This is a genomic window from Microbacterium sp. CFH 31415 (assembly GCF_022538185.1).
GTDB lineage: Bacteria > Actinomycetota > Actinomycetes > Actinomycetales > Microbacteriaceae > Microbacterium.
Genome location: NZ_JAKYXC010000006.1, coordinates 123,002 through 139,235 on the forward strand (window position 1 = coordinate 123,002; position 16,234 = coordinate 139,235).

Annotated in this window: 14 protein-coding genes; 10 read left to right on the plus strand and 4 right to left on the minus strand. The window is 69.2% G+C overall.

The window, feature by feature from the left end; all coding sequences use genetic code 11:
* Nucleotides 1–5 precede the first annotated feature (5 nt).
* Together MK786_RS08625 and MK786_RS08630 are read left to right on the plus strand one after the other, a co-directional pair.
* Complete coding sequence (locus MK786_RS08625; RefSeq protein ID WP_241111818.1) at nt 6–743, plus strand: hypothetical protein; 738 nt, start codon at nt 6–8, stop codon at nt 741–743.
* Between the two features lie 447 nt (nt 744–1,190).
* Nucleotides 1,191–2,057 (plus strand): hypothetical protein, encoded by an 867-nt coding sequence (locus MK786_RS08630; RefSeq protein ID WP_241111819.1) that lies wholly within the window; start codon nt 1,191–1,193, stop codon nt 2,055–2,057.
* Between the two features lie 323 nt (nt 2,058–2,380).
* Here the strand turns inward: MK786_RS08630 and MK786_RS08635 are convergent, their stop codons facing one another.
* The 3 genes from MK786_RS08635 to MK786_RS08645 are packed head-to-tail and all read right to left on the minus strand — an operon-like array spanning nt 2,381 to nt 4,173.
* Nucleotides 2,381–2,614, minus strand: coding sequence for a helix-turn-helix transcriptional regulator (locus MK786_RS08635; RefSeq protein WP_241111820.1), 234 nt, complete (start codon nt 2,612–2,614; stop codon nt 2,381–2,383).
* A 46-nt stretch (nt 2,615–2,660) separates the two neighbouring features.
* Nucleotides 2,661–3,395, minus strand: coding sequence for a hypothetical protein (locus MK786_RS08640; RefSeq protein ID WP_241111821.1), 735 nt, complete (start codon nt 3,393–3,395; stop codon nt 2,661–2,663).
* A 40-nt stretch (nt 3,396–3,435) separates the two neighbouring features.
* Entirely contained in the window at nt 3,436–4,173 is a 738-nt protein-coding gene (locus tag MK786_RS08645) for a hypothetical protein (RefSeq protein ID WP_241111822.1), read from the minus strand.
* Nucleotides 4,174–4,357: 184 nt separating this feature from the next.
* On the opposite strand from MK786_RS08645, the gene MK786_RS08650 reads away from it, so the two are divergent.
* The 3 genes from MK786_RS08650 to MK786_RS08660 all read left to right on the plus strand — a co-directional run bounded on the left by MK786_RS08650 (nt 4,358) and on the right by MK786_RS08660 (nt 8,268).
* Nucleotides 4,358–6,880: an ATP-dependent Clp protease ATP-binding subunit gene (locus tag MK786_RS08650; protein WP_241111823.1), complete on the plus strand. Its 2,523-nt coding sequence runs from the start codon at nt 4,358–4,360 to the stop codon at nt 6,878–6,880.
* 80 nt (nt 6,881–6,960) lie between these two features.
* Nucleotides 6,961–7,464, plus strand: coding sequence for an amino-acid N-acetyltransferase (locus MK786_RS08655; protein ID WP_308220033.1), 504 nt, complete (start codon nt 6,961–6,963; stop codon nt 7,462–7,464).
* A 105-nt stretch (nt 7,465–7,569) separates the two neighbouring features.
* Complete coding sequence (locus MK786_RS08660; protein ID WP_241111824.1) at nt 7,570–8,268, plus strand: hypothetical protein; 699 nt, start codon at nt 7,570–7,572, stop codon at nt 8,266–8,268.
* A gap of 878 nt (nt 8,269–9,146) precedes the next feature.
* On the opposite strand, the gene MK786_RS08665 is transcribed toward MK786_RS08660, so the two are convergent.
* Nucleotides 9,147–10,871, minus strand: a complete 1,725-nt coding sequence (locus MK786_RS08665; RefSeq protein ID WP_241111825.1) for an amino acid permease — start codon at nt 10,869–10,871, stop codon at nt 9,147–9,149.
* 163 nt (nt 10,872–11,034) lie between these two features.
* Here MK786_RS08665 and MK786_RS08670 point away from each other — a divergent pair, with 163 nt between their 5' ends.
* From MK786_RS08670 to MK786_RS08690, 5 genes are all read left to right on the plus strand, one after another.
* Entirely contained in the window at nt 11,035–12,390 is a 1,356-nt protein-coding gene (locus MK786_RS08670) for a glutamine synthetase family protein (protein WP_241111826.1), read from the plus strand.
* Nucleotides 12,377–13,144 (plus strand): gamma-glutamyl-gamma-aminobutyrate hydrolase family protein, encoded by a 768-nt coding sequence (locus tag MK786_RS08675; protein WP_241111827.1) that lies wholly within the window; start codon nt 12,377–12,379, stop codon nt 13,142–13,144. The genes MK786_RS08670 and MK786_RS08675 overlap by 14 nt, the downstream gene beginning before the upstream one ends.
* Nucleotides 13,141–14,505 (plus strand): aldehyde dehydrogenase, encoded by a 1,365-nt coding sequence (locus tag MK786_RS08680; protein WP_241111828.1) that lies wholly within the window; start codon nt 13,141–13,143, stop codon nt 14,503–14,505. Before MK786_RS08675 ends, MK786_RS08680 begins: the two co-directional genes overlap by 4 nt.
* A 61-nt stretch (nt 14,506–14,566) precedes the next feature.
* A complete protein-coding gene (locus MK786_RS08685; RefSeq protein WP_241111829.1) occupies nt 14,567–15,346 on the plus strand; it encodes a 3-oxoacyl-ACP reductase in 780 nt (259 codons plus the stop codon).
* Between the two features lie 112 nt (nt 15,347–15,458).
* Nucleotides 15,459–16,175 carry a FadR/GntR family transcriptional regulator gene (locus MK786_RS08690; RefSeq protein WP_241111830.1) on the plus strand — a complete coding sequence of 239 codons (717 nt, stop codon included), beginning with the start codon at nt 15,459–15,461 and terminating at the stop codon, nt 16,173–16,175.
* Nucleotides 16,176–16,234 lie beyond the last annotated feature (59 nt).

Consider the following 16,234-nt stretch of genomic DNA (forward strand, 5'->3'; position numbering starts at 1 on the left):
CTCGCATGACCCCTCGCATCCGCTCGGTGCTCGCCGGGCTCGGCATCGCCGCGCTCCTCGCGGGCGCGCTCACCGCCTGCGCGACCACCTCGGGCGGCACCGCGCCCACCGCGCCCTCGGACACGTCGTCGACCGACGTCGACGACGCGAACGAGCAGGAGGTCGGCGCCGCGTGGCTCGATGGCGGCCGCCTGATCGGCATCGTCACCCAGGGCAGCTCGACCTGTATCCCGACCGCCGAAGCGGCGACGTACGAAGACGGCGTGATGAAGGTCACGCTCGTCGACGTCGAGGGTGACACGGCCTGCACCGCCGACCTCGCGCCCCGGGTCTCGCTGGTCGGCGTTCCCGAGGGGGTCGATCCGACCCAGGACCTCGAGATCGAGGTGACCGGTGACGGCTGGACGGGCGAAACCGAGCTCGGCGGGGTGGCCGACCTCGGCGGCGGCGGCGAGACCGACTACCTGCCCTCCGCCGGGTGGACCGACGTCGACGGCCAGTTCGTCGTGTTGTCGTGGGGATCGTCGTCGTGCGCCCCGGTGGTCGAGAACACCGAGGCCACGAGCGCGACCGAGGTCACCGTCACGTTCGCGACCCCGCCCGCCGACCAGGTCTGCACGATGGACATGGCCCCGCGCGCCGTGGTGACCTCGGTGCTCGAGGCCGAGGACGACGCCGACACGTTCGCGATCCTCACAGGCGGCGAGTTCGACAACATCCGGGTGCCGATCTACCCCAACTGAGGCGCGCCTCTCTCCTGCTTCCCTCTGCTCCCGCTGCGTCCCACTGCTCACCTGTCACGAGGTGTCGCTGAGAGTGACATTTCGTGACAGGGGGACTGTCTTCGACGTGCGTCCCTCTGCTCACCTGTCACGAGGTGTCGCTGAGAGTGACATTTCGTGACAGGGGGACTGTCTTCGACGTGCGTCCCACTGCTCACCTGTCACGAGGTGTCGCTGAGAGTGACATTTCGTGACAGGGGAACGACGACAAAGGCGGATGCTGCTTCCTCCGGAGGCCGCGTCTCTCACCCCCCTCTCCACAGGGACGCCGTGAGCCGGTGTTGCACACGCGGCTGAAGGCACGCTCGTGAGGTGATGCGACCACTTCCGACCGAGCTCGGACCCCGATTCTCCGTCCAGCAGGCCAAGGACGCCGGGGTCCCGAAGGGGAGACTCCGGCGAAAAGACATGCACAAGCCCTTCCATGGTGTGCGAGTGGTGAGCGACGCGGTGCTGCCCGCAGATCTCGAGACCGATCGCTACGGCCGCGCTCTCGGGCCGGCCGAGCAAGCGCACCTCGCACAGGCCCTTGCATACGCACCCCGGATGTCCGAGGACGAGTTCTTCAGTCATGTCACCGCGGCGGTCATCCACGGAATCCCCCTCCCGTACGCTGTCGTCGCGCGGTCGCTGTTGCACGTGTCGGTGCTCCGGCCACGGCGGCTTCCTCGCAGTGCGGGTGTCCGCGGACATGAGGCGAAGCCCTCGCTCGTGACCACCAGACGCGATGATCGCACCGGTCTGCTCATCGCGTCGCCGGCGTCGGTGTGGGTGAGCCTTGGACGGCAGCTGACCGACCCGTATGACCTTGTCGCCGCCGGGGATGCTGTCGTGCGGACGTGGCGCGTCGACTCGCCGCTCGCGACACTCGCCGAGCTCGAGTCGGCGGTCGCTGCGGGACGACGAGTCGGCGTGGCGGCTGCCCGGCTCGCGCTCCCTCGAGTGCGAACCGATTCCGCATCTCGCACTGAGTCCTGGCTTCGCCTGACACTCGTCGATCATGGGCTCCCTGAGCCTGCGCGGAACCACGAGGTCTTCGAGAGAGGCGTCTACCTCGGGTGTGTGGATCTCGCGTATCCCACCGTCAAGATCGCGATCGAGTACGAGGGGGAGCACCACCTCCTCGATCCCGAGCAGTGGTCCCGTGATATCGCTCGGTACGAGGCGCTTCGCGCGGCCGGATGGATCGTCGTCCAGATCACCAAGTCGGAACTGTTCAACACCCCCACGGTCGCGGTCCAGCGGGTGCGAGCGGCGATCCGCCGTCGCGGCTGAGCCGAGCGTGGGCCTGCTCGCCTGTCACGAAGTGCAGGGATCCGCGGCATTCTGCGGCAGGTGAGCGGCTCGAGCCGGGCGCGCCTGCTCGCCTGTCACGAAGTGCTGGGATCCGCGGCATTCTGCGGCAGGTGAGCGGCTCGAGCCGAGCGCGTGCCTGCTCGCCTGTCACGAAGTGCTGAGACCCGCGGCATTCTGCGGCAGGTGAGCGGCTCGAGCCGAGCGCGCGCCTGCTCGGCTGTCACGAAGTGCTGGGACCCACGGCATTCTGCGGCAGGTGAGCGGGGTTAGGGTGCGGGGACAGCAACGAGCGGATGCCGCGGCTACGCGTCGGCACGGACGAGCAGGTCGCCGATCTCGCAGTCGAGGGCCTGGCAGATGGCCGACAGCGTCGAGTAACGGATCGCCCGGGCCCGGTCGTTCTTCAGGATCGACAGATTCACGACCGAAACCCCCACCAGTTCGGACAGGCGCGTGAGGGTCATGCCGCGCTCCTCGAGCAGCTCGTCGAGCCGGCAGTGGACCCCGCTCGGGCCCTCGTCTTCGGCCGGAGTCATACGTGCCCCCGGGGCTGGCGCCGCATCCGGCCGGTGTCGCCGGCCATCACACCAGCGCCTCGGTGTCGTGCTGCAGGCGGGCGCCATGACGGAAGATCGCAGCCAGCGCGCCGAGTGCGGCTGCTCCGCAGATCGGCCACCATGACACCGAGACACGATAGATGCCCGTCGACACCACGTCGGCACCGTGCGCGGGGAAGATCTCGTTCGCGAGGACGGTGCGTCCCAGGCTGCCGAGAAGCTCGCCGCCGAGCCCGGCGACGAGCACCGTGACGGCGCCGATGAGCAGCCAGCGGCCCACCACGCGCGAGAAAGGCGCGCCCTTCAGCGCTTGGCCGCACGCGATGGTGAGCACGACGCCGGGAACCGCGATCGCGATGAGCGTGAGTACGTCGCCTGCGGCGAGCAGCATCCGCAGACCGGCGCCGACCCCGGCGACCGTGACGTCGACCCCCGACACGGTTCCGCACACGAGCGTCGGCGTGGTGGCCACGACCGGCTCGTCGATGCCGCCGCACGACAGGCCCGGTACGCTCGCCGCTACCAGCAGATCCGCGATCCAGACATCGCCGCCGAACCAGCGCCAGGCCGACAACAGCATCCCGACGCCGGTGAACGCGACCCAGATCCGCGCCAGCGCGCCGGCGACCTCGATCACGACGGAGGAGCTGCGCCGTCGCCGGGCATCCCATGCGATGAAGCCGATGAACCCGGCGACGAGCAGCAGGCCGCCGGTGATCCAGAGAAGTGCGCCGGGCAGATCCGGCCAGCCGATGTTCACGAGGTCTCCTTCGCCGTGCCCGTCATCGAAGAGCGCGCCATCAGACCAGCGCCTCCGTGTCCTTCTGCATGCGGGTGCCGATCTGGAACGCGGCGGCGACCAGCGCCAGCCCGAGCGCCCAGCCGATCGGTCCGAGGTCGAGCGTCAGCACCCACCCCGTCAGACCTTCGTACGGACCGTCGCCCATGTCGCCGGCGGTGATGGTCCGCTCGCCGAGGAATCCGACCACCGACGCCCGTGCGAAGCTGCCGAACACCTGCGATCCGAGTCCGCCGACGAGCACCGCGATCGCGGTGACACCGATCACGTGCGGCAGCGAGCGCACGAATGGGCGTCCGCGCAGCAGGCCGATCGCGAGCCACGCCACGGCCACGCCGATCGCGAGGGCGGCGAGGAGCGGCAGCGCGGCCTCGAGGTAGAGCAGCCAGCGCGTCTCGCCGGGGAGCCCGGTGACCTCCAGCCAGACCGACTCGTACCCCGCGCCGACGATCGCATCCGACTTGTCCGCGAACGACGGCACGGCGGCGTTCGCGAGCGGGAAGCCGTCGATGCGCAGAGGGTCGACGGTGAAGACCTGGATGCCCGCGAGCACGAGCATGATCGCGCTCCCGGCCGCGACGAGCATCGCGCCGGTTCCGACGACGGCGACCACCCACTCCTCGAGCCTCGAGAGTCCGCCGGGCTCGGCGGCGCGCCGGGCGCGCACCAGCAGGATCACGAAGATCGTGCCGACGACGATCGGCAGTCCGACCCACAGCGCAAGGAATCCCGACCCCATGCCGGCACCTCCATATCGATTGTCGTTGTTATCGAAAAACGATAAACCGAACGGATGCCGCGGCGCAAGCATCCGGTGCACTATGCCCCTGGCGAACACGGGCTCACCCGATCCCCCCTCTCGTTACCCTCGATGTAAGGCGCCGAGGGCTCGACAGACCCTCTCTGCCCCGAAGGAGTGAACGATGTTCGAGAGATTCACCGACCGTGCCCGTCGTGTGGTCGTCCTCGCCCAGGAAGAGGCGAAGATGCTCAACCACAACTACATCGGCACCGAGCACATCCTGCTCGGGCTGATCCACGAGGGCGAGGGGGTCGCAGCCAAGGCGCTGGAGTCCCTCGGCATCTCGCTCGACGCCGTGCGCGAGCAGGTCCAGGACATCATCGGCCAGGGCCAGCAGCAGCCGACCGGGCACATCCCCTTCACCCCGCGTGCCAAGAAGGTGCTCGAGCTCTCCCTGCGCGAGGCGCTGCAGCTCGGCCACAACTACATCGGCACCGAGCACATCCTCCTCGGCCTCATCCGCGAGGGCGAGGGCGTCGCCGCCCAGGTGCTGGTCAAGCTCGGCGCCGACCTCAACAAGGTGCGCCAGCAGGTCATCCAGCTGCTCTCGGGCTACCAGGGCAAGGAGCCGGCCGCCGTCTCGGGCGCCGCGCACGACAACCCGCAGTCCGCCCAGGGCGGCTCGCAGGTGCTGGACCAGTTCGGCCGCAACCTCACGCAGGCCGCGCGCGACAACAAGCTCGACCCCGTGATCGGGCGCGAGAAGGAGATCGAGCGCGTCATGCAGATCCTGTCGCGCCGGTCCAAGAACAACCCCGTTCTCATCGGCGAGCCCGGCGTCGGCAAGACCGCCGTGGTCGAGGGCCTCGCGCAGGCGATCGTCAAGAACGACGTGCCCGAGACGCTGAAGGACAAGCAGCTCTACTCGCTCGACCTCGGCTCGCTCATCGCCGGCTCACGCTACCGCGGAGACTTCGAGGAGCGCCTCAAGAAGGTGACGAAGGAGATCCGCACGCGCGGCGACATCATCGTCTTCATCGACGAGATCCACACCCTGGTGGGTGCCGGTGCCGCCGAGGGTGCGATCGACGCCGCCTCGATCCTCAAGCCGCTCCTCGCACGCGGCGAGCTGCAGACGATCGGTGCGACGACCCTCGACGAGTACCGCAAGCACTTCGAGAAGGATGCCGCGCTCGAGCGCCGCTTCCAGCCGATCCAGGTCGCCGAGCCGAGCCTGCCTCACGCGATCAACATCCTGAAGGGGCTGCGCGACCGCTACGAGGCGCACCACAAGGTGCAGATCACCGACGGCGCGATCGTCGCCGCGGCGAACCTCGCCGACCGCTACATCTCCGACCGCTTCCTGCCCGACAAGGCGATCGACCTGATCGACGAGGCCGGCGCCCGGCTGCGCCTGTCGATCCTCTCGAGCCCGCCCGAGCTGCGCGAGTTCGACGAGAAGATCGCCAAGGTGCGCGAGCAGAAGGAAGTCGCCTCTGAGGAGCAGGACTTCGAGAAGGCCGCGTCGCTGCGCGACGAGGAGAAGTCGCTCCTCGCAGAGCGCCTGCGCCTCGAGAAGCAGTGGCGCTCGGGCGACGTCGCGTCGCATGCGGTCGTTGACGAGGGCCTGATCGCGGAGGTGCTCGCCCAGGCGACCGGCATCCCGGTGTTCAAACTCACCGAGGAGGAGTCGAGCCGCCTCGTCTTCATGGAGAAGGCGCTTCACCAGCGCGTCATCGGTCAGGAAGAGGCGATCGCCGCCCTCGCCAAGACGATCCGTCGTCAGCGCGCCGGCCTCAAGGACCCGAAGCGCCCGTCTGGCTCGTTCATCTTCGCCGGCCCCACGGGCGTCGGAAAGACCGAGCTCGCGAAGGCCCTCGCGGAGTTCCTGTTCGACGACGAGGCCGCGCTGATCTCGCTCGACATGTCGGAGTTCGGTGAGAAGCACACCGTCTCGCGGCTGTTCGGTGCCCCTCCCGGATTCGTCGGCTTCGAAGAGGGCGGCCAGCTCACCGAGAAGGTGCGCCGCAAGCCGTTCTCGGTCGTGCTCTTCGACGAGATCGAGAAGGCGCACCCCGACATCTTCAACTCGCTGCTGCAGATCCTCGAAGAGGGTCGCCTGACCGACGGTCAGGGCCGCGTCATCGACTTCAAGAACACGGTCATCATCATGACGACCAACCTCGGATCGTCGGCGATCGCCGGCGGCCCCGTGGGCTTCCAGGTCGAGGGCAACAGCGGCACGACCTACGAGCGCATGAAGGGCAAGGTCAACGAGGAGCTCAAGCGCAACTTCAAGCCCGAGTTCCTCAATCGTGTCGACGACATCATCGTCTTCCCTCAGCTCGACAAGGACGAGCTGCGCCAGATCGTGGGCCTGTTCACCAAGCGCCTCGGCGAGCGTCTGCTCGACCGCGACATGACGCTCGAGCTGACGGATGCCGCGAAGGACAAGCTCATCGAGATCGGGTTCGACCCCGCGCTCGGCGCCCGTCCGCTGCGCCGTGCGATGCAGCGCGAGGTCGAGGACCGCCTGTCGGAGAAGATCCTGCACGGCGAGCTCGACCCGGGCGACCACGTGAAGGTCGACGCCGTCGACGGCGAGTTCGTCTTCGAGCACGGCCCGCGCGGCGAGAAGGTCGCGGTGGGCGTCGTCCACAACGGTGAGATCACGGCCACGCCAGACCTGGCGGCCAATTCGTAAGGGCCGGAACGAACGAAGAGCGGATGCCTCCCGGCATCCGCTCTTCGTCGTCTCGGCGGTCCGCGCTCTACGCTGGAGGGGTGAGGGCGATAAAGGTGCGGGCCGCGCGCACGCGCGATGTGCGTGGCATCCAGGCGATGCTTGAGCCCTTCGTTCAGCGCCGCATCCTCCTCGGCAAGGACCTGGTCGTGCTCTACGAGGCGACGCAGCAGTTCCTGGTCGCCGAGGACGGCGAGGGCAACCTCATCGGCTGCGGCGCGCTGCACGTGATGTGGGAGGACCTCGGCGAGATCCGCACGCTCATCGTCGTGGACGAGTGGCTCCACCACGGCGTCGGCCGAGCGCTCGTCGAAGGGCTCGAGGGGCAGGCCCGCACGCTCGGGCTCACGCGCCTGTTCTGCCTCACCTTCGAGGTGGACTTCTTCACGCGGCGCGGCTTCTCGCCGATCGGCGAGCAGATCGTCGACCCCGACGTCTACTCGCAGCTCATCCGCTCTCCGGATGAGGGCGTCGCCGAGTTCCTCGACCTCGCGCACGTGAAGCCCAACACGCTCGGCAACACGCGGATGATCAAGAACCTCTGAGCGGATGCCGCGACCTGCGGCCGCGCGAGCGTGACGCGGGCAGTGAACCCGGGGCGGCGGGCGTGCCGACGCGGGTAGCCGGACGCCTCCGCCTACCCTGGTCTCATGACCGGCGAGACTCCCCGCAGACGGCACTCCCCGGCGGTGTACCGCCGCCGTCGGATCGTCCTGCTCATCGGGCTGCTGCTGGTCGCCGTCCTCATCTGGCTGCTCGTCGCCCAGCCGTGGCGGAGCACCGCGTCGGAAGGCGCCGAGCCCCAGACCGAGAAGACCCAGGATGCGGCGGGATCGCTGCCCGTGCCGACCGCGGGGGCGACGCCGGGCGTCACCCCGACGGGAGACGCCGCCGCCGGCGACGCGACGCCGAAGCCGACACCGTCGGGAACGCCCGCCGCCCAACCGTGCGTCGGGAGCGACATCACCGTCGAGGCGGTGACGAGCCAGGAGTCGTACTCGAACGACCAGGTGCCGTCGTTCTCGATCCGGCTCACCAACGACGGCGACTCCGACTGCACGCTCAACGTCGGCACGAGCGGCCAGGTCTTCACCGTGACCAGCGGCAGCGACACCTGGTGGCGGTCGACCGACTGCCAGAGCGAGCCCAGCGACATGGTCGTGCTGCTGACGGCAGGGCAGACCGTCTCGAGCGCCTCGCCACTCACGTGGGACCGCACGCGCTCAGCTGTCGGCACCTGCGACGACGAGACGCGGCCGCGGGCTCCCGGCGGCGGCGCGTCGTACCACCTCGCGGTCGAGATCGGCGGGGTCGCCTCGACCGAGACGACCCAGTTCCTGCTGTACTGACGGCATCCCCGGGAACCGGTGACCGCAGCTCCTGCGGGGGCACCGTGGGCGGTCGATACATACATTCGCATGAAAGGGTGTAGACGCGGCGCTCTCGACGCTCTACATTTTGATCACTGGCACCCATCACGGCTGTCCCCACAGTCCGCGAATCGCGTTCCCCAGGCGCACATCGCACAGGTGGTCAGTTGAGGAGACGCCCCCCTCGAGGTGGATAGGCAGAGCCTGTGGATCTGCACCTCGAGGGAGGCGTCTCTCTGCGTCCGAACTCCCCAGTTCTGGAACGCCCCAGCGCACGATGACCAGGCTCGCGAGCGAGGGAGTCGAGACATCGGCGTGCTAAATGTAAACCCAGCAGACGACACTCACAACCTGTTTCGTGAGCACGTCCGCGCGGTTCACAGCCGACGCTCAGGCTGAGACCCGCCCCTGCGGCGCGGCGGCATCCGTGTGAGGCGTCCGGTCCGGCCGGAGGGCAGGAAAAGGCCCCCGGGGTTGGGGACTCCCGGGGGCCTGCCATCGTCCTGCGGTTCGGGCACACCCCAAGGCGCGCGATGCTCGACGATGGAAGAGAAAGTGCTGGGGACACTGTTCTCGGAGGTGCTGGGGACACCTCGTGTACAAGGTTATGCGGATTGGCACTACCTTGTATGTCCCCATTTCGGTGGACAAATGTGAGATTCTCATGAGAGTTTCATCCGACTTGTCCCCCAGATGGGGGACATCGCGGAATTTCGAGGACTACCCTTGGCGTCAGCTCCCGTATTCCGGCTCGACGCTGTCCCCCACAGCGAACTCGTAACCCCAGCGAGGAGATCGAACGGCCGGTGAGCAGTGGGCCCTCTCGAGCCGCCGTGGGAACGGCGCGAGAGGGCCGCTCAATGCCCGGACGCCGCACGCCCCCGGACGCCGCACGCGCCCATGCCCGGACGTCGCAGGCACTCGTGCCCGGACGCCGCGCGCGCCCGTGCCCGGACGCCGCACGGCTCAGCTCGTCGACACAGCAGCGGGGGGGGGGGGGGCCCCCCCCCCCCCCCCCCCCCCCCCCCCCCCCGCCTAAGCCTGGGGGGGGCCCGCACACACGGCGCCCACGGGGGGGGGCCCTCCGCCTGCGGGTCGCCGTGCGTTCCGCCCGAGAGCGCGTACTCCTCTTCCGGCGAGAGCACCAGGCGGTGCCGGAAGAACAGTGCGAAGCCGGCGAGGATGACGACGTACACGATGAAGATCGCGATGATCGCCGGCACGAAGGTCGGGTTCAGCAGGAATCCCACGAAGATGAGCGCCGCGATGACTGCCGCGATCACGGCGCCGGGAATGCCCCACGGGCTGCGGTATGGGCGGCTCGCATTCGGGAACTTCCTGCGGAGGATGATGAACGAGATCATCTGCAGCAGGTAGGCGAGGACTGCGCCCCAGACCGCGATGTTGAGCACGATCGCACCCGCGACGGCGCCGGCGCCTTCGTTCACCGCCGCCACGGTGTCGAGCACACCCAGAGCGATGAAGCCGATGACCGCGCCGACAGCGAGCGCCACCCAGGGCGTCTGGCGCTTGCCCGTGAGCGAGAGGAAGCGCGGGTAATAGCCGGCGCGCGACAGCGAGTACATGTTGCGGCCGTAGGCGAACATGATGCCCTGAAGCGAGGCGAGCAGGCCGACGAGGGCGAAGAGCGCGAGCACGGCGGCCAGGCCGTCGCCCACGATCGCGCGGAAGCCGTCGAGCAGCGGCTCGGCCGCCTTTCCTGTCGCGTCTGCGCCGATCACCCCGGTGTTGAGGAAGAGCACGAGCAGGCCGGTCACGATGAGCGTCCCGCGGGCCCAGAAGCCGGCGCGAGGGATGTCGCGCACCGGGTTGTGCGACTCCTCGGCGGCGAGGGGCAGCTCCTCGATTCCGAGGAAGAACCACATCGCGAACGGAAGTGCGAAGAGGATCGGCAGCACCCCGTGCGGGAGGAACTCGGTCTGTCCGGGGTCGGGCGCGATGTCCCACAGGTTCGCCCACTGGAAGGCGCCGGAGAAGATCGCCATCGCGGAGAAGACCAGGATGATGCCGATCGAGATGATCGACACGACGATGGCGAACTTGAAGGAGATGTTCGCGCCGGCGGCGTTGAGGCCGATGAACACCAGATACAGCACGACCCACCACACCCACGCGGGCAGTGAGACACCGAGGAGCTCGGATGTGATGGCATCGGCATACGACGCCGAGAAGTAGACGATGACGGCCGTGGTCGCGACGTACTCGATCGTCTCCGCCGCCCCGGTGACGAGACCGCCCCACGGGCCCATGGCCGATCGGGCGAACGAGTACGCGCCGCCCGTATGAGGCATGGCCGAGGCCATCTCGCCGATCGAGAAGATCATGCCGTAGTACATGGCCACCAGGATCACGAAGGCGATCAGCATGCCACCGAAGCCGGCGAACGCGATGCCGAAGTTCCAGCCGGAGAAGTCGCCGGAGATGACGGCTGCGACGGCGAGGCCCCACAGGCCCCATACGCCCGCGGCTCGCTTCAGCGTCCGCTTCTGGAAGTAGTCCTGACCAGCCCGCGTATAGGTCGCGCCGGCGACCTTCGCGGGACCATCGCTCGACTGAGACATCGATCCTCCGTGCTCTCGGGTGGGACGCGGCGGCGTCTTTGCGCATGATTGTGATACCTATTGGCGGGTTGTGTCTACCTTTGGAGCGAGATTCGTCGTTACAGTGGACCGGATCCGACACGGCTCGTACGTTCCCAATGGTCGGATCCGGAAGGATGGACGTATGCCGGGCAACCTCAGCGTCGACGAACTGGACGCCGCCATCGCGGCCGGTGAGATCGACACGGTGATCGTCGCCTTCGCCGATGCGCAAGGCCGCCTGGTCGGCAAACGCGTCTCGGCGCGCCTCTTCCAGGAGGAGGTGCTCCTTCATGGTGCCGAGGCCTGCAACTACCTGCTGTCGGTCGATGTCGACATGAACACCGTCGACGGGTACGCGATGTCGAGCTGGGAGACGGGCTACGGCGACATGATGCTGCTCAGCGACACCGACACGCTTCGTCGCGTGCCGTGGGTGCCGGGGAGCGCGCTCGTCATCGCCGATCTCGGCTGGGAGAACGGCGACCCCGTCGTGCAGTCGCCCCGGGCGATCCTCAGGCGGCAGCGCGAGCGGCTCGCCGACCGGGGCCTCGTCGCCTACTCGGGCACCGAGCTCGAGTTCATCGTGTTCGACGATTCGTATCGGGATGCCTGGGCCAAGGGCTACCGCGACCTCACCCCCTCGACCGACTACAACGTCGACTACGACCTGCTCGCATCGGGGCGTCTCGAGCCGCTGCTGCGCGACATCCGCCTCAGCATGGACGGCGCCGGGCTGTACACCGAGGGCGTGAAGGGCGAGTGCAACCTCGGCCAGCAGGAGATCGCGTTCCGCTACGCCGAGGTGCTCGAGACGGCCGACCAGCACACGATCTACAAGAACGGCGCGAAGTCGATCGCCGACGCGCATGGCAAGTCGATCACGTTCATGGCCAAGTTCAACGAGCGCGAGGGCAGCAGCTGCCACGTCCACCTGTCGCTGCGCTCCGAAGACGGCACTCCGGTGATGGCGGGCGACCGCCCCCACGGCTTCAGCCCGCTGATGGAGCACTGGATCGCCGGCATCCTCGCCACGCTCCGCGAGTTCACGTTCCTGTACGCGCCGACGATCAACTCGTACAAGCGGTTCGCCCCGGGCTCGTTCGCTCCGACCGGCATCGCGTGGGGCGTCGACAACCGCACGTGCGCGCTGCGCGTGGTCGGCCACGGCTCGTCGCTCCGGGTGGAGAACCGCGTGCCGGGCGGCGACGTGAATCCGTACCTGGCGATCTCGGCGATCATCGCCGGCGGGCTGCACGGCGTGGAGCACGAGCTGCCGCTGCCCCACCCGCTCACCGGCAACGCCTACGCCGCAGGCGTCGAACACCTGCCGACCACGCTGCGCGAGGCCGCGCGGCTCTTCGACGAGTCCGCGATCGCCCGAGCCGCCTTCGGTGACGACGTGGTCGACCACTACCTGAACCAGGCGCGCATCGAGGTCGAGGCCTACGACGCCGCCGTGACCGATTGGGAGAGGGTGCGTGGATTTGAGCGCCTCTGACGCTGCGGCGGTCGTGCGGAGGCCGGTCATCGGCCTCACGACCTACCTCGAGCGTGCGAAGCAGGGGGTGTGGGATGTGCGCGCCGCGTTCCTGCCGCAGCAGTACTTCGACGCGGTCACCGCGTCGGGCGGCATCGCGGTTCTGCTTCCTCCTCAGCCGGGTCCGGATGCCGCCGCCGCCGCAGTTCTCGACGGACTCGACGGCCTCATCCTGACCGGCGGCTTGGACGTGCAGCCCGAGCTGTACGGCGCGGAGCGGCATCCGCTCACGGATCCCGGGCGACCCGACCGTGACGAGTGGGAGCTCGCGCTGTTCCGCGGGGCCGAGGAGCGGCGCATGCCGGTGCTCGCGATCTGCCGCGGGCTGCAGCTCGTCAACGTGGCCCGCGGCGGCACGCTGCACCAGCACCTGCCGGACGCGCTCGGCACCGAGCGCTACCGCATCGGCGGCGGCGTGTTCGCGACGAACGAGGTGATGGTCGACGACGGGTCCCGGCTGGCCGCGCTGGTCGGTGCGGGCACGGTCGACGTGCACAGCTACCACCATCAGGGCGTCGATCGGGTCGGTGCGGGGCTGGTCGTCACGGCGCGCACGGACGACGGACTGGTTCAGGCCGTCGAGTCGGACGACGACCAGTACCTCGTGGGAGTGCAGTGGCATCCCGAGGAGAATCTCGAGGACCGCCGCCTCTTCGCTGGGCTCGTGGCCGAGGCATCCGCCTACCGCGCCGCTTCTCAGGGGGTCTCCGCATGAGCGCCACGTTCACGGTCATCAACCCGGCGACGGCGCAGCCGATCCGCGAGATCGGGCGTGCGAGCCTCGATGAGGTCGACGACGCCATCGCCCGGGCCGTCCGCGCGCAGCGGGCATGGGCTGGTAGTGCGCCTGTCGCCCGGGCCGACGCGCTGCGCGCGTTCGCCCGTGCGGTCGAGGACCACGTCGAAGAGCTCGCGCAGCTCGAGGTGCTCAACTCGGGCCATCCGATCGGATCCGCCCGCTGGGAGGCGGCGCACGTCGCCCAGGTGCTCAACTTCTACGCGGGCGCGCCCGAGCGGCTGAGCGGTCAGCAGATCCCGGTCGCCGGGGGACTCGACGTGACCTTCCACGAGCCGTACGGCGTGGTCGGCATCATCGTGCCGTGGAACTTCCCGATGACGATCGCGTCGTGGGGCTTCGCACCGGCGCTCGCCGCGGGCAACGCCGTCGTGCTCAAGCCCGCCGAGCTCACGCCGCTCACCGCGCTGCGGCTGGGTGAGCTTGCACTCGAGGCAGGGATGCCCGAGGGGCTTTTCACGGTTGTGACGGGCTCGGGCTCGGTCGTCGGTCAGCGGTTCGTGTCGCACCCCGACGTGCGCAAGGTGGTGTTCACCGGCTCGACGGGGGTGGGGACCGATGTCGCGGCCGGCTGCGCCCGCAACCTCAAGCCCGTCACCCTCGAACTCGGCGGCAAGAGCGCCAACATCGTGTTCGACGACGCCGATCTCGAGCTCGCGGCGGCGTCGGCTCCCGGTGCGGTGTTCGACAACGCCGGACAGGACTGCTGCGCGCGCAGCCGCATCCTGGTCCAGCGCTCGGTGTACGACCGGTTCCTCGAACTTCTCGAGCCGGCGGTGCGCGACTGGCAGGTCGGGGATCCGGCGCTCGAGTCGACCCAGATGGGGCCGCTGATCTCGGCCTCGCACCGGTCGACGGTCGCGTCGTTCCTGGACGGGGCAGACGTCGCGTTCCGCGGCTCGGCTCCGGAGGGCGACGGGTTCTGGTTCGCGCCGCACGTCGTGCTGGCCTCCCCGCAGGATCGCCTCGCACAGGAGGAGGTGTTCGGGCCGGTGGTCGCCGTGCTGCCGTTCGACGACGAGGCCGACGGCATCCGTCTCGCCAACGACACGATCTACGGGCTCGCGGGCTCGATCTGGACCGAGAACCTCGGCCGCGCTGTGCGTGTCTCGCGCGCCGTGAAGAGCGGCGTGCTCTCGGTCAACTCGCATTCCTCGGTGCGCTACTGGACCCCGTTCGGCGGCATGAAGGCCTCGGGACTGGGCGGTGAGCTCGGTCCCGACGCCGCCGAGCACTTCACCGAGACCAAAAACGTCTTCTTCGCGACGGATGCCCCGTGACCGGCCTCCGGTCGCTGAGCGAGCGAAGCGAGACCGAACGCCCCGGACGAACGGAGAACCCATGACCATCGACCTCACCCAGCGCCTCAAGGACCGGGTCGCGATCATCACCGGCGGCGCGTCCGGGATCGGGCTCGCGACGGCGCGCCGCTTCGCCGCCGAGGGTGCGAAGGTCGTCATCGCCGACCTCGACCCGGCGTCGGGCCAGGCCGCGGCTGCCGAGGTCGGAGGCGTGTACCGGCACGTGAACGTGGCGGACGAGGCATCCGTCAACGACCTCTTCGACGGAGTCGCCGCCGATTTCGGCCGGCTCGACATCGCGTTCAACAACGCCGGGATCTCGCCCGCCGACGACGACTCGATCGAGACGACCGAGCTGCCGGCGTGGGACCGCGTGCAGGACGTCAACCTCAAGAGCGTCTACCTGTGCTCGCGCGCAGCGCTGCGGCACATGGTCCCGGCGGGCAAGGGCTCGATCATCAACACGGCGTCATTCGTCGCCCTGCTCGGCTCGGCGACCTCGCAGATCTCCTACACGGCTTCGAAGGGCGGCGTGCTCGCGATGACCCGCGAGCTCGGCGTGCAGTTCGCGCGCCAGGGCGTGCGCGTGAACGCGCTGTGCCCCGGCCCCGTGAACACGCCGCTGCTGCAAGAGCTCTTCGCGAAGGATCCTGAGCGCGCGCAGCGCCGGCTCGTGCACGTGCCCATGGGCCGCTTCGCCGAGCCCGAGGAGCTCGCGGCCTCGGTCGCGTTCCTCGCCTCGGACGACGCGTCGTTCATCACGGCCACGGCCTTCGTCGTCGACGGCGGCATCACCAACGCGTACGTCACGCCGCTCTGACGATGAGCGTGTGCACAGTGTCGGCAACTCGGTCCGCATCCCGCGCTGACACAGACCTATCGGGCGGTTCGAGCCGGGATCGCCGACGTTGTGCTGGCTGCGAGGAGGCGCCATGACCGAGACGCCGATGCGCGAGGTGCGCCGTGCCGTGTACCGGCCGGTGCGCGAGGGGAATGCCCTCGAAGACACCGTCGCGCGCCTGGTGCAGACGATCCGGCTCGGGGTCGTGGCGCCGGGAGAGTCCCTGCCGGCCGAGCGCGAGCTGGCGACGCTGTACGCGGTGAGCCGTGACACCGTGCGCGAGGCCATCCGAGAGCTTGCCGACACCGGCTACCTCGTGCGCCGGCGCGGCCGGTACGGCGGCACGTTCGTCGCCGATCCGCTGCCTCAGCCGCCGCATCCCGGACAGGTCGATTCCGCCCAGCTCGACGATGTCCTCGGGCTGCGGCGCGTGCTCGAAGCCGGAGCGGCTCGGGCGGCGGCATCCCGTTCCCTCAGTCCCGAGCAGCGGGACGAGCTGTGGGCGCGCTACGAGGCGGTGTCGGCGGCGTCCGCCACCGATTACCGCCGGCTCGACACCCTCCTGCACCTCGTGATCGCCGAGGTCGCCGGAATCCCGTCGCTCGTCGCACTCGCCGCCGAGAACCGGGCGCAGGTGAACGCGTGGCTCGACACGTTCCCACTGCTGCCGCGCAACATCGAGCACGCGAACGCCCAGCACGAGCACATCGTGACCGCGGTCCTGGCCGGGCGAGCGGATGCCGCGGAGGCCGCGGTGCTCGACCACCTGGCCGGCACGGAGGCCCTGCTTCGCGGCTTCCTCGCCTGACCGGGTGAGCGCGGGGAGGCTCACCTGTCGCATTGTGCTGGTGGCCCCGACACTTCGTG

What these genes read in the sequence shown, in the direction of transcription:
- MK786_RS08630 (WP_241111819.1), top strand. Translation starts at nt 1,191, where the DNA reads ATGCACAAGCCCTTCCATGGTGTGCGAGTGGTGAGCGACGCGGTGCTG.
- MK786_RS08625 (WP_241111818.1), top strand. Translation starts at nt 6, where the DNA reads ATGACCCCTCGCATCCGCTCGGTGCTCGCCGGGCTCGGCATCGCCGCG.
- MK786_RS08660 (WP_241111824.1), top strand. Translation starts at nt 7,570, where the DNA reads ATGACCGGCGAGACTCCCCGCAGACGGCACTCCCCGGCGGTGTACCGC.
- MK786_RS08665 (WP_241111825.1), bottom strand. Translation starts at nt 10,871, where the DNA reads ATGTCTCAGTCGAGCGATGGTCCCGCGAAGGTCGCCGGCGCGACCTAT.
- MK786_RS08680 (WP_241111828.1), top strand. Translation starts at nt 13,141, where the DNA reads ATGAGCGCCACGTTCACGGTCATCAACCCGGCGACGGCGCAGCCGATC.
- MK786_RS08645 (WP_241111822.1), bottom strand. Translation starts at nt 4,173, where the DNA reads ATGGGGTCGGGATTCCTTGCGCTGTGGGTCGGACTGCCGATCGTCGTC.
- MK786_RS08685 (WP_241111829.1), top strand. Translation starts at nt 14,567, where the DNA reads ATGACCATCGACCTCACCCAGCGCCTCAAGGACCGGGTCGCGATCATC.
- MK786_RS08650 (WP_241111823.1), top strand. Translation starts at nt 4,358, where the DNA reads ATGTTCGAGAGATTCACCGACCGTGCCCGTCGTGTGGTCGTCCTCGCC.
- MK786_RS08635 (WP_241111820.1), bottom strand. Translation starts at nt 2,614, where the DNA reads ATGACTCCGGCCGAAGACGAGGGCCCGAGCGGGGTCCACTGCCGGCTC.
- MK786_RS08690 (WP_241111830.1), top strand. Translation starts at nt 15,459, where the DNA reads ATGACCGAGACGCCGATGCGCGAGGTGCGCCGTGCCGTGTACCGGCCG.
- MK786_RS08670 (WP_241111826.1), top strand. Translation starts at nt 11,035, where the DNA reads ATGCCGGGCAACCTCAGCGTCGACGAACTGGACGCCGCCATCGCGGCC.